Here is a 13,368-nt window from a genome sequence, read left to right as displayed (position 1 = left end):
GCCTCCAACCGATAGGATTGGAGGCTTTTGAAATTACGTCTTACTGGGTATCTGTCGGCGCTGCCGAATCTCCCTGGGTATTACCCGTATCTCCTGTGGCTGCCGCAGGATCGGTAATGCCGGTAGATGGTGCACTGGTATCGGTAGAAGTACCTTCACTTCCCGGCGTGGTTGAACCATTTGTTGGAGGTGTGGTTCCTCCATTGTCGGCTGGTGTCTGAGAATTACCATTTGGTCCACCATTTCCGTTGCCGTTTCCATTATTTCCGTTACCGTTACCATTTCCGTTACCATTACCATTTCCATTATTGCCATTCCCGTTGCCTCCGCCGTTATCAGGCCCTTCTTCTCCTGTAGGGGGAGTCTCTGGCATTCCTTCCGGCGGCACGATACCATCCGGATTATCCACAGACGGTTCTACAGGTTCTTCCTGGGCCTGATCCACGGTAATCTGCACCGTATCCGAGGCATCGGATTCTCCGCCATCCGTCGTAGCTGTTACATAATATTCGTAAGTGGCACCAGGTGTAATGCTGCCATCCTGAAGGGAAGTACCCCCGGAGCCGCTGGATATCGCAGTGAACTGGGATTCCGAGCTTTCCTTACGATATACCGTATAACCTGATGCCCCTTCTACTCCAGACCAAGACAGAGCCACAGCCTGGTTATCCTGATCATACGAAGCCGAAAGTCCGGTTACCACTTTTGGTGCTTCCGGTTCCTCTTCTACCGGCTGCTGCGGTTGAACAGGTTCAGCGACCTGCTGCGGTGCATCAAAGTTCTGCACCGGATAACCTTCCAGCGCCGGACCCATTACGGCAGCAAACATCGCTGCTGCCCGGCCGCTGCTTTCATTGAGCAAGTGGTTACGATCCGGTCTGTCATATCCCATCCAGACAGCTGCCGTCCATTCTTTGGTATAACCGACAAACCAGGCATCACGGTTGGCACTGCTGCGCAGTCCTTCAATCCCGTGCTGCGTCGTACCGGTTTTACCGGCTACCGGACGATTGATTTGCGCCCGTTTACCTGTACCATCGTTAACAACGTTTTGCAGCATCGAGGTCATCTCGTCGGCTGTCTGCTTCTTCATGACTGATTTGCTGTCCATTGCATTTTTGTAAATTTCTTTGCCGGAATTATCCGTAATACTCTTCACAGCATAGGCTTGTGTATAATTACCGCCATCTGCAAATGTGCGATAGGCTTGCGCCATTTCCAGCGTATTGGTACCACTGCTCAGACCACCCAGCGCAATCGCCAGGTTACGGTCGGCATCCGTGAACTTAAAGCCAAGTGACTTGGCAAAGTTAACGCCTGTATCGACACCGATCTGATTCAATGTCCATACTGCCGGAATATTAATTGACTCTTGCAGCGCATCCGCCATAGTGACGGTACCGGAATAACCATGCAGGTTACTCGGACAGTAGCTGCCAAAACACTGCTTTTCATTGCTTAGCTGCGAAGTTGGTGTAAATTTGCCTGATTCCAGTGCCGGAGCATAGGATACAATCGGCTTGAACGCCGATCCTGGCTGTCTGCGGCTGTTAACCCGGCTAAAGTCACCTTCGCGATAATTACGGCCGCCGAGCAGCGCAACCAGTCCACCGGTATCATTATTGACGATAACCATGGAGCCCTGGACAGGAATATCATCCGCGCTCTTCTCAAACAGATCTTCGTTTTTGAAAGCATCTTCCAGCGTTTGCTGGGCTTTGGCATCCATTGTAGTGTAAATGTTATATCCGCCACGAGTCAGATCATCCGAAGACAATCCGGTGACATCTTCCGCTTCCTGCATCGCATACTCCACAAAAGCCTGATAGTGCGATTCTTTGGTGGAACTGTTGGCAGGACTCTTGTACACTACCGCTTTGGCTTCTTCCGCTTCGGCTTTGGTAATATAACCCTGATCGGCCATTAGCTGAAGTACCACCGCTCTACGCTCCGTGGACAAATCCGGATTGGTGAGCGGGTTATAACGGGAAGGAGCTTTGGGCAGACCCGCCAGCGTGGCAATCTGCCACAGCTTCAGCTTATTCAGATCACTTGTACCAAAATAAGTCTCGGAAGCTTCCTTGATTCCGTAAGCGCCCCGACCGAAGAAAATACGGTTCAGGTAGGTTGTGATAATATCCTGCTTTGATTTATCACGCTCAATTGCCAGTGCGATGGAAAGCTCCGTCGCTTTACGGAAGAACGTTTTATCATCATTCAAAAATACGTTTTTCGCCAGCTGCTGGGTAATGGTACTGCCACCCTCTACAGCCGACCGTGCGATAATATCTTTTACCGCGGCACGTCCGACAGACCAGAGGTCTACCCCCTGATGATCAAAAAAGCGCCTGTCCTCGGTCGCTACAAATGCATTTACCAGCATTGGAGGCAGGTCTTCGTATTTGACCGGATCACCCTGCCGTGCGGAACGCTCAACGATCAGCGTACCGTTGCGGTCGTAGATTTTGGTCGGTTCGTTGATCACAAGTTTATCGATATTTGCTTTGTAGATTTTTTCCCCACTTACCATAATGAATAAATAAGCGGCCAGTGCACAAAAAATACCTAAAGCCGTTACACCGAACAGCGTCCAGAACACGCGCTTGGCGGTTATCTTTTTCTTTTTTGTTTTGGGTGCGGGTTTGGACTGTCCCGGTCTTGTTCTTTTTGGTGGTTGGTTTTTGTCACTGCGGGATAGATTCTGTCTAGGCATATCTCATTCTGACTCCCTTTCGGTAAAACAAATTGAACCCCTTTAACGGAAAGAAACGAACAACCCTTTTGGAGAGGCTGTCCGATTCTTTCTCTTCATTAAGACGCTATATGAAGCTTAAAGGTTTCGTTTTTTTGCATTAGCCTTCGCTCTGGTTATCCTGCATGAGGGATACGTTGCGCGATGGTGTGAAGGTGGACACCGCATGTTTGTAAATCATTTGCTGGCGTCCTTCACTGTCTACCATAATGGTAAAGTTATCAAAAGCCTTGATCGTACCGCGGATTTGAAAACCGTTGACCAGGTAAACAGTTACCGGAATATTTTCCTTGCGCAGTTGATTTAAAAAAGTATCCTGGATATTAATCGACTTGTTCATTGACCGTACCCCCAAATGATTATTAATTCAGCATTAGCAAATGCTCAATTGTAATACGAATATGATACCTGGCTAAGCTGAATGTCAAATTAAGTTGTTGAAGTATATTCCCTGTCTCTGTATAAATTTCCTGCTACGATCTCATATACTTTATCGATATGCTGTTCTCTATGATTCGTATCCGTTACATCGACCCAGTGAATATCCTGCATATGGCGGAACCAGGACAGCTGCCGTTTGGCAAAGCGGCGCGTATCACGCTTAAGCAGCACGACGGCTTCCTGCAGCGGTACACCGCCTGACAGATGCGCGGCAATTTCCTTGTATCCGAGTCCCTGCATGGCTACCATTCCGGGAGTATACCCCTGATCAAGCAGATGCTGCACTTCCTCCAACAGGCCTTCTTCCAGCATTTGATCAATCCGCGCTTCAATACGTTTATATAGCATTTCCCTATCCATTGTCAAACCGACGATACATAATTCATAGGGAGACTGCTTCATTTGCCGGGATAACTGGTCCGAAAGTTTCACTCCGGTCATATGATACACTTCCAGAGCCCTTATAATGCGTCTCTGGTCATTGGGATGCAGACGGGTCGCCGACTCTGGGTCTACCGCTGCCAGACGGTCATGCAGCGCCTGTGCACCATGCTCCAGTGCATAATCGGTCTGCTCCTGACGGAACTGCTCATCCGCTCCGGTCTCACTGAACTGGAATTCATAGCTGACCGATTCGACATAAAGACCGGTGCCCCCGACGATAAAAGGCAGTTTGCCGCGGGAAGCAATCTCCGGAATCAGTGTCCGGCAGCGCTGCTGAAATTCGGCCACCGAGAATGGTTCGTCCGGCGAATGAATATCAATCAGATGATGAGGAATGCCCTGCATTTCTTCGGGGGTGATTTTGGCTGTACCGATATTCATACCACGGTACACCTGCATAGAATCACCCGAGATAATCTCGGCGTCGAATCTCCTGGCAATCTCGATGCTAATGGCTGTTTTCCCTACAGCGGTAGGGCCAACAAGGACCAGTAATTTGGGTTTTCCTGCTGCCAGGCTCATAGGTGAATCACTCCATATTCAATTTTGGAATTCTTGCGGCGGATGCGTTCAAAGCCAAGCCGCTCGTATTCGGGACTATCCCATTTTTCCTTGAGCATGACCGTTTTGCGAGCTACGCGAATCGCATGAGAAATCGACTCCGGATCAAGCGCATGATCATTGGCAAAGCCGCGCAGCGGCGCGATCGCAGCCGACTCATGCAGCGCTTCACGGAACATGGGATCAAAGTATACGATATCCACGCTTTTATCCGGCAGCTGGCTTAAGTAGGTCTTATGGTCCTGCTGCACTACCCGAATGCGCCGCATCGCTGCATTGACAGCCTCCAGATTGCTTACATAAGTGCGCAAACCTTCTGTCAGAAGCGCCGCCAGCGGAGCGGAGCTTTCCAGTGCGGTCACCTGTCCTTGCGAGCCGGCTGCCAGGGAAAAGACCAGTGAATCCGACCCGAGTCCCGCTGTGCAGTCCAGAACGGTATCTCCCGGTTCCAGACGGGATACGGTGATCATCGGGTCCTCTTTTCCCTGTAATAAGCGCTTGGCCCGTACAAAAGCCATGCTTGGATGGAAAAACATCGCAGACTCACCCGGGCGGACGAGTCTTGCTTCATTTTTCACCAGTATAATAATGTCCTGTTCCCCATGACGGGCAGCCAGCTTGGCTACCGACTGTCCGCCCCGTGGAACAAAAGGAACGGCGAATTCCACTGCCAGCTGCTGTGCACGCTGCAAAGTAGCCTGGGAGGGATCATCACCTGTTGTAATTATCATCATTCATTCTCCATTCTTCTTCACACTTCAATTACATGACCCGTTTGAACATTTTCTCCAGATCATAGCTGGAAAAGGATACGACAATCGGGCGGCCGTGCGGACATGTATAAGGCTGTCTGCACGCGGCGAGGCGATCAAGCAGTGCCTGCGCCTCGGCCTCGGTGATTCTCTGGTTGGCCTTAATGGATGCCTTGCACGAACAGAGCGTGGAAGCCTGCTCTCTCAGCTGGGCCAGATCAATCTTGCGTTCACTGAGCACCCACTCGGCCATTTCTTCGATAACACGCGCTTCCTCGCCTTTGGGGAACCAGTACGGATAGGCACGTACGCGGAACGTCTGACCGCCAAAATGCTCCAGATAGACGCCGACACGTTCAAACCAGTGCAGACGATCCTTGAGCTTGTCGGCTTCGGCGCGTGTAAATTCCAGTGTAATCGGCAGCAGAAGCTCCTGGGATGCCGATTCCGGCTGGCCGAATTTCTCATAGTAAAATTCGTAGTTGACCCGCTCATGGGCAGCATGCTGATCGATCAGAAATAATCCCTCCGCATTCTGTGCGATCAGATAAGTGCCATGATGCTGGCCGATCAGATTCATTTCCGGAAACTGCGGCAGACCCGGCTCCTCTGCTGTTCCATAAATCATTTCGGCCGGAATGCTGCGATTCGGATTCGCTCCGCTTGGCCGCTGCTGCGTCCGTGATGACGATTTGGCAGCCGGGCGATTATAGTCACGGGCATAGGATTGTTCCCGGATCTGCTGGGCCGCTGACTGCGACGGATTATGGCGTTCATATTCTACCGGTGCAGAGCCTGTGTCTCCCGCTTGCGGCAGGCTTGTATCCCCTCCGGGCAGCTGTGCATATTCGGCAGTCGGTACAGAGAATTGATCCTGGTTCGCTGATGGAACATGAGCAGCCCCAGAACCCAATGCTTCAGTAGACGGCTGGGCTTCTGTATGATTAGCTGCTGAATCCATGTCTGTTTCTGTCCGGGCAGCTGTTTGGTCTGTTGAAAGAACTTCTTGCTGTCCTGCTGCAGAAGACGTTGTCTCCTTTTTCGCTGGCAATCCGGCTGTATCTTCAGGCAGCCCGTTGGAACCGGATTGCTCCATTGTATTCGCTGCTGGGCCGGCAGTTACGTTGTCCGTCTGCTGTCCAAAACGATCATCCGGCATATCGGAGCGGCTCGGAATTCCCGGAATATCCTGATCCGTATATGGCGGTATATAAGGTGCATCCAGATCGCCCAGTTCGGTTCGTATCACTGGTGCAGGATTCTTGAAAGTGGATGAAGCCGCAGCAGAGCTTGCCGGCTCCTGCAGATCATTTTCAAGATTCACAGCCGGTGTGCGATTAAAATTGAACTGCTCCTGAATAATCGACTCACTGCTGCCGCGCTTGACGGTCTGCTTGGTCGCGTGGGGAATCAGTATTTCCTTACGCAGTGTCTGGCGTACCGACTCTTCCACAAACATCATCAGTTCCGCTTCCTTGCTGAATCGCACTTCCATTTTGGCCGGGTGCACGTTAACATCGACCAGCGACGGATGCATCGTCAGACGCAGCACGGTCAGCGGATACCGGTTGATCGGCAGCAGCGTATGATACGCTCTCAGAATCGCCTGATTGACGGCATAACTCTTGATATAACGACCGTTCACGATGACCGACATGGCATTGCGGTTGGCTCTGGCAATCTCCGGGCGGCCGATATAGCCGCTAATGTGGTAATCCAGATGATCCTGCTCAATCGGCAGCACCATTTTGGCTGCTGAGGTGCCGTAGACGGCAGCGATCACCTGCAGCATATCGCCATTACCCGGCGTCTGCAGCAGCAGATTGCTGTTATGCCTCAGGGTAAAGGCAATCTCCGGATGTGCCAGAGACATACGATACATAATATCCGAGATATGTCCCAGCTCAGTCTGAACGGTTTTCATATATTTCAACCGTGCTGGCGTATTGTAAAATAGTGAATTGACCCGGAAATCGGTTCCGCGTGGAGCTGCATCATCCTCATTGCTCTTCAGCGTACCACCTTCGATAACAAGACGTCTGCCTGCTCCGTCATCGGTTGCACTAGTGAGCAGTTCCACTTTGGAGACGGCTGCAATACTCGGCAGTGCCTCCCCGCGGAAGCCCAGACTGGTAATCTGATACAGATCACGGTCGTCCACCAATTTGCTGGTCGCATGACGGTAAAAGGCAGTCTCGCAATCCTCGGCGGCGATTCCCTGGCCGTTATCATGCACACGAATCGATTCCAATCCACCTTCACCGATATGGACATCTATCCGGGTGGAACGCGCATCAATTGCGTTTTCGACGAGTTCTTTGACGACCGATGCAGGTCGTTCGACCACTTCACCGGCAGCAATCTGGTTGGCGATATGTTCATCCAGCACACGAATCTGACCCATGGATTCTCCTCCCTCCGGTTATTTGAATTTTAGTTGCTTTATTGGTCGATACGAATTAACGCATCGTTTTCATTTTCAGTTCATTCAGCAGCTGCATCGCCTGCAGTGGTGTCATATTCATCAAATCAGCACTCTGGATCTGGCTGACGATCTGTTTGGCGACCGGATCTTCTTTTACTTTCACCGGCTGAGGAACTTCATCTTCCTCAAAAATCGACAGCTGTACAATATCCTGCTGTACAGCACCTTTCCGGCTTCTGGACGCATCGCTGTCTGCTGGCTCAGACGGGAATCCGCCTGTCGCCAGCACCGGGATCGCTTCATCCTCTGCTGACTGGCGTTCTTCGTACACGTAGCCATGTGCCTGCTCTTTCACCGAATCGCTGTTTCCCGCAACAGGCGCATCCTCTGCAGATAATACAGACTGCGTACGCTCTGAGGAGCTGCCTCCTGCTGTCACAGCATAATCGACAGCTTCATCCTGAGCCACCACGGTGCTTGTCGCTGCCTGTTCCATCCGGTCAAGCAGCAGATTGGCACGGTCGATAATGCTGCCAGGCAGGCCCGCCAGCTGTGCACAATAGATCCCGTAACTGCTGCCAGCCGCGCCGGGTACGAGCTTGCGCAGGAAATGCACTTTGTCCCCGCTTTCCTTGACCGCCATGGAGAAGTTGCGCAAATGTTCCAGCGTCTCCTCCAGATGAGCCAGTTCATGGAAGTGGGTAGATACGAGCGCTTTACAGCCAATCTCGTGATGGACATACTCGATCACAGCCTGGGCGATTGCCATCCCTTCACTGGTCGATGTTCCCCGTCCCAGCTCATCAATAATGATCAGACTGCGCCGGGTCGCCCGTTCGGTCATTACCTGAATATCTGCCATCTCTACCATAAAGGTACTCTGGCCACCAATCAGATCATCCGCTGCTCCGATCCGGGTGAAAATCCGGTCAATCATCGGAATCTCCGCCTGGCGTGCAGGCACAAAACAGCCAATCTGCGCCATGATGGACAGCAGCGCCACCTGACGCATATAGGTACTTTTACCAGCCATATTCGGACCGGTAATCAATACGATATTGGCTTCTTCTTCCGTAATATTCGTACTGTTGGAAATAAAGCTGGCATGATCCATAACTGCTTCCACGACCGGATGACGTCCATCCTGGATTACCAGATCATACCGGTCGGTCAATACCGGTTTGACAAATGAACGCTCGGCACTGACGGTTGCAAAGGATTGATACACATCAATCTCAGCCACTTTCTCGGCCAACAGCTTGAGACGGGCCACCTCATTCGATACACGGGTACGCAGATCGGTGAACAGCTCATACTCGATATCAACCATCTTCTCCTGGGCTTCCAGGATCAGTGCTTCTTTTTCCTTCAGTTCCGGTGTAACAAACCGCTCGGCATTTGCCAGCGTCTGCTTGCGCTCATACCGCCCTTCCGGCAGGGTGTTCAGATTGGAACGGGTAATTTCAATATAATAGCCGAATACTTTGTTGTAGCCTATTTTGAGCGACTTGATGCCTGTCGCCTGACGTTCAGCAGCTTCCAGTTCGGCGATCCACTGCTTGCCGTTCACACTGGCTTCACGCAGTTCGTCCAGATGTTCATGATATCCCTGACGAATCAATCCTCCATCACGCACCGAAATCGGCGGATCATCGACAATCGCCGAACCGATCGCTTCCGCCAGATCATGGCAGGCATCCATCTGCTGGGCGACGCTCTGCAAAGTGGATGAAGGCGAATCGGCACACAGCTGGCGCAGATCCGGAATACGCAGCAGGGAGTCCCGCAGCGCAAGCATATCACGTCCATTGGCGGTACCAAATGCCATTCGGCCAACGAGACGCTCCAGATCATAGATGCCCTTGAGCTGCCCTCTCAGATCCTCACGCAAAATAAAGCCCTGATGCAGCTTGTCCACCGCTTCCAGGCGTTCTTCCACCAGACGGCGAGACAGCAGCGGCTTGTCAATCCAGCGGCGCAGCAGACGTCCACCCATCGGTGTCTCTGTGCGATCCAGCAGCCATAACAAGGTGCCTTTGCGTGAACGCTCACGTACGGTCTCCACTAGCTCCAGATTACGGCGAGTGAATGGATCGAGAATCATATAATTTTCCGGTTCATAAGCGTTAATATGGGTCAGCTGGCCGAGTGAACGCTTCTGCGTCTCGCTCAGATAGGCAAACAGCAGCGCAATACAGGCCTGCCGCTCCTCATCCAGTCTCGCCCAGACCGCTTCGCCAAACTGGCGCCTTGCCAGTTCTTCGCGGGATTTGTCCCACTCTGTATACAGCACCTTACGGCCCATCTGTGACGCCTGCTTGTATACATCGTCAATCAGTTCAATCCGGCCGATAATCTCGGACGGCTCATATAGTCCCAGCTCGTCACGCAGCCATTCCTGCGAAGACAATGCCGAGGTGACATGCAGTTCACCGGTAGACAGATCACAGGCAGCCAGCGCCATTTTGCCATCCTGTTCGGTCACACAGACCATATAATTGTTGGCTTTGTCGCTGAGCGCCTTGCTCTCCATCATCGTACCCGGCGTAACCACACGGATAATTTCCCGTTTCACGATGCCTTTGGCTGTCGCCGGATCTTCCACCTGCTCACAAATGGCGACTTTGTAGCCTTTTTCAATCAATCGGTGGATATAGTTCTCCGCTGAATGATAAGGCACTCCGCACATCGGGACACGTTCCGGCACACCGGCATTTTTGCCTGTCAGCGTAATTTCCAGTTCCTTGGCAGCCAGCACGGCATCATCAAAAAACAGTTCATAAAAATCGCCCAGACGGAAAAATAAAAAAGCGTCCCGGGCCTGCTCCTTGATCTGCAGATACTGCTGCATCATTGGTGTATATTGACTCATTATGCCCCTCCAAACCAACCTGTATTCCTGTGCCTGTATGAAGCCTGTTCGCTCCCATACTGCACTTATTTATTATTGTTTAAACATTTTTCTACTATTAAAATAGTGAATCTGCGCCAGCACCCTGCTGCACAGCCTATGCAAATGCGTGTTCGTCTATCTATTATAACGAAAGAACCCAAAAAGTTCTACGCTTCCCGGGTTCATTGAACAGCATCCCACTACATCGCAGAACATAACAGAAAGGACCGGTAAGCCTGGGGCTTCCGATCCTCTCCGGATACAGTATATTTTATACGATTCATTGATCCATGAAAATAATAGATTACTGTGTTACTGGTTTGTCCGCTGTCAATTCAACTTTGGCAAGTGTATCGTAACCTGCATCATACGAAATATCCAGGTTTTTGACACGCTTGTTCACTGCCTGCAGTTCATAGCGGTACAGTGTCGGAATAACCGGAGCTTCTTCAAACATCAGCTGCTGCCATTGTTTGTAGGCATTTTTGCGGAACTCCATATCAAATGCTTCCGGTGAAGTTCCTTCTTTGAGGAACTTATCCGCATCTTCACTTGTGAAACGGGAATAGTTGAATGCTGCTTCACGACCATATAGACCCGATGGATCGATATCGCTGCCTGTACCCCATGCTGCGCCAAACACATCGATATCTGGGCTATCCGCTTTGATATTATCGTAGAAGGAGTTAAACTCTTGCAGGCGACCATTAACCAGTTGTACGTTCAGACCTACATCTTTCCAGTTTTGCATGTAGAATTTGGCCAGCGGTTCGGATACAACATCTCCGCTCATCGCTGCATAGTTGATCACCAGCGGTTGGCCTTTAGGATCTTCACGCAGTCCATCACCGTCTTTGTCCACATAACCCGCTGCATCGAGCAGTTGTTTTGCTTTTTCCGGGTTGTACGTGTAACCTGCCAGACTGGAATCATAGTAGTTGGCAAAAGCAGGAATGATCAGTGAGGTAGCCGGTGTACGCAATCCTTTGTACAGCTGCGTACCTACCTGAGCGTTATTCATTGCATATCCCATAGCCTGACGCAGGGATTTGTTTGCCATTTTGGCATTCGGGTCCATTACGCTTTCGCCTTTGGCTTTGTCATACTTACCCAGTTTGAATCCGATATAGCTATAGGCCAATTCCTGACGACCCAGGAATTGAATATTGGTAGGGTTGGTTTTCTCATCATAAAGGCTGACAGGGAAGCCATCGACATAGTCCACATCGCCTTTTTTGAGAGATTCGATCAGTACGTTAGGGTTAACGACTTTCAGATGTACACCGTCAAGTTTTGGTGCACCGAGGAAGTAATCCTTGTTGGCTTCGAACTCCACCGACTCACCTGTAACCATGGACTTGATTTTGAACGGTCCATAACCAACCGGTTTTTTACGAACAGGATCGGAGGCGGACATATCAGCAATAGCCATATCTCCAAATACTTTTTTCTCCAGTGGATAGCTCCACAGACCGGATTTCACGGATGGAGTAGCTGTAATAAAGTCGATCTGTACCTCTTTGTCATTCAGGATTTTAATGCCTGAAATTGTTTTGGCTTTACCGGCATGATAATCTTCCATACCGACGATATTCATCATCAATGCATCATAACGAACGCCTTCGTAATCTTTATTGCCAATGACTTCAAAAGCAAAAGCATAGTCTTCTGCTGTAACCGGATTACCATCTGTCCAGTTCAGCTTGTCATTGATCGTAACGGTAACCGTTTTATTTTCGTTGGACAGTTTGATGTTGGCTCCACCGCCATCCGTGATATCGAAGTTCTTGTCAATTGCAAAAAGGGAAGGATAAAAGAACTGCATAACATTGGCATCCGGATTACCTTCATAGAATACCGGATTCAAGATGCCTTCAAAAGGAGTATCCGAAGCCAGCCCATAATTCAGAATGCCGCCCTGAATCGCTGCTTCATTGTTCGACGTTTTGCTCGCAAACTTGCCTGTTTCCTTGACACTTTCATTCGTTTTTGGTGCATCTGTTTTTTCGGCAGCCGAATTGCTTCCGCTGTTGCACGCAGACAATACCAGAACGAGAGACATGAACAAAATGGATAGTGATTTTTTCTTTTTACTTCCCCACATAAACCTTCCTCCTTTTTGATATACAGCTCTAATTTATTATCCCAATCGCTGTTTGGCGTCGGATGCACGTTTAAGTGCCTGTCCAATAAAGTTGATCGCCAAAATCAAAATTAAAATCAGCAGCGATGCCGGTAACCAGTTCCACCAGTACTGCTCCAATACGATCGGATTGGTCGCGCTGCTCACCAGCGTACCCAGACTCGGTGTTCCATCAGGCAGACCAAATCCCAGATAAGACAACCCTGTCTCAATCCCGATATTACCGGCCAGATTCAGAGTAAGATTAACAATAACGATAGAACTGAGGTTAGGCAGTATGCCGAATGTAATGATCTTCCAGTTCGGCGTACCCAGTGTCTTGGAAGCCTGAACATAGTCCAGTTCCCGCTCTGCCAACACTTTGGCCCGGATTAGCCTTGCTTTGCCGACCCAGAGAAATGCGGTCATAATAGCGATAAATTCCCATACCCCATACTTGGGAATAATGGTAACAAATACGATGACCAACATCAGGAAAGGAAGCACAAGAATAAAGTCGATAAAACGCATAATAATATTATCAACCACTCCACCGAAAAAGCCTGCAATCAGACCAATGGTCAGTCCAATCGCTGCGGACAAAATCGTAATCATGAATCCAATCGTAAAGGAGTTCCGTGCTCCGATCACCAGTTGTCCGAAAATATCACGGCCCGCATCATCGGTACCGAGCCAGTGATCTGCACTTGGAGCAGCCTGAATCGCCATCAGATCAATAGTAGTTACTTCATCCTGGTTAATAACTGTAATGGAACCATAAATCCCGATCAGGAATAAAATCAGAAAGATGAGCGAGCTGATCGCCAGCTTGTCTTTAAGCAGCTCACGGCCCAGAATAGACCAGTTTGAAGGCGATTTCTGAATCGTTTCAATAGGTGCAACAGTCTCTACACGCATTCCCATAATGTGTACCTTCCTCCGTTCTTATTCATATATTGAATGGTTAAAATGTCTGCG

8 protein-coding genes are annotated in these 13,368 nt (G+C 50.1%); all 8 read right to left on the bottom strand.

Features of this window, described 5'->3' with window-relative positions:
* Nucleotides 1–40 precede the first annotated feature (40 nt).
* The 8 genes from WH45_RS08395 to WH45_RS08360 all read right to left on the bottom strand — a co-directional run bounded on the left by WH45_RS08395 (nt 41) and on the right by WH45_RS08360 (nt 13,308).
* Nucleotides 41–2,713, bottom strand: coding sequence for a penicillin-binding protein 1A (locus tag WH45_RS08395; protein WP_046213956.1), 2,673 nt, complete (start codon nt 2,711–2,713; stop codon nt 41–43).
* Between the two features lie 139 nt (nt 2,714–2,852).
* The gene (gene hfq / locus WH45_RS08390) at nt 2,853–3,092 is read right to left on the bottom strand and encodes an RNA chaperone Hfq (protein ID WP_017812464.1); all 240 of its coding nucleotides are present in this window, start codon (nt 3,090–3,092) and stop codon (nt 2,853–2,855) included.
* 89 nt (nt 3,093–3,181) lie between these two features.
* Nucleotides 3,182–4,159, bottom strand: a complete 978-nt coding sequence (gene miaA / locus WH45_RS08385) for a tRNA (adenosine(37)-N6)-dimethylallyltransferase MiaA (protein ID WP_046213955.1) — start codon at nt 4,157–4,159, stop codon at nt 3,182–3,184.
* Nucleotides 4,156–4,932, bottom strand: a complete 777-nt coding sequence (locus WH45_RS08380) for a class I SAM-dependent methyltransferase (RefSeq protein ID WP_324292925.1) — start codon at nt 4,930–4,932, stop codon at nt 4,156–4,158. Before WH45_RS08380 ends, miaA begins: the two co-directional genes overlap by 4 nt.
* A gap of 28 nt (nt 4,933–4,960) precedes the next feature.
* The gene (mutL, locus tag WH45_RS08375; protein WP_046213953.1) at nt 4,961–7,354 is read right to left on the bottom strand and encodes a DNA mismatch repair endonuclease MutL; all 2,394 of its coding nucleotides are present in this window, start codon (nt 7,352–7,354) and stop codon (nt 4,961–4,963) included.
* 55 nt (nt 7,355–7,409) lie between these two features.
* Complete coding sequence (mutS, locus tag WH45_RS08370; RefSeq protein WP_082096624.1) at nt 7,410–10,247, bottom strand: DNA mismatch repair protein MutS; 2,838 nt, start codon at nt 10,245–10,247, stop codon at nt 7,410–7,412.
* A gap of 325 nt (nt 10,248–10,572) precedes the next feature.
* On the bottom strand, nt 10,573–12,372 hold the full coding sequence (gene opp4A / locus WH45_RS08365) for an oligopeptide ABC transporter substrate-binding protein (RefSeq protein WP_046213951.1): 1,800 nt from the start codon (nt 12,370–12,372) through the stop codon (nt 10,573–10,575).
* Nucleotides 12,373–12,408: 36 nt separating this feature from the next.
* A complete protein-coding gene (locus WH45_RS08360) occupies nt 12,409–13,308 on the bottom strand; it encodes an ABC transporter permease (RefSeq protein ID WP_046214554.1) in 900 nt (299 codons plus the stop codon).
* Nucleotides 13,309–13,368: the final 60 nt, after the last annotated feature.

The organism is Paenibacillus wulumuqiensis, assembly GCF_000971965.1.
GTDB lineage: Bacteria > Bacillota > Bacilli > Paenibacillales > Paenibacillaceae > Saccharibacillus > Saccharibacillus wulumuqiensis.
Note: the sequence above shows the minus strand (reverse complement) of the source record. Positions and strands in the feature narration are given on the sequence as shown.

Coding starts and splice junctions, on each gene's coding strand:
- opp4A (WP_046213951.1), bottom strand. CDS start 12,372: ATGTGGGGAAGTAAAAAGAAAAAATCACTATCCATTTTGTTCATGTCT.
- WH45_RS08380 (WP_324292925.1), bottom strand. CDS start 4,932: ATGATGATAATTACAACAGGTGATGATCCCTCCCAGGCTACTTTGCAG.
- hfq (WP_017812464.1), bottom strand. CDS start 3,092: ATGAACAAGTCGATTAATATCCAGGATACTTTTTTAAATCAACTGCGC.
- WH45_RS08360 (WP_046214554.1), bottom strand. CDS start 13,308: ATGCGTGTAGAGACTGTTGCACCTATTGAAACGATTCAGAAATCGCCT.
- mutS (WP_082096624.1), bottom strand. CDS start 10,247: ATGAGTCAATATACACCAATGATGCAGCAGTATCTGCAGATCAAGGAG.
- WH45_RS08395 (WP_046213956.1), bottom strand. CDS start 2,713: ATGCCTAGACAGAATCTATCCCGCAGTGACAAAAACCAACCACCAAAA.
- miaA (WP_046213955.1), bottom strand. CDS start 4,159: ATGAGCCTGGCAGCAGGAAAACCCAAATTACTGGTCCTTGTTGGCCCT.
- mutL (WP_046213953.1), bottom strand. CDS start 7,354: ATGGGTCAGATTCGTGTGCTGGATGAACATATCGCCAACCAGATTGCT.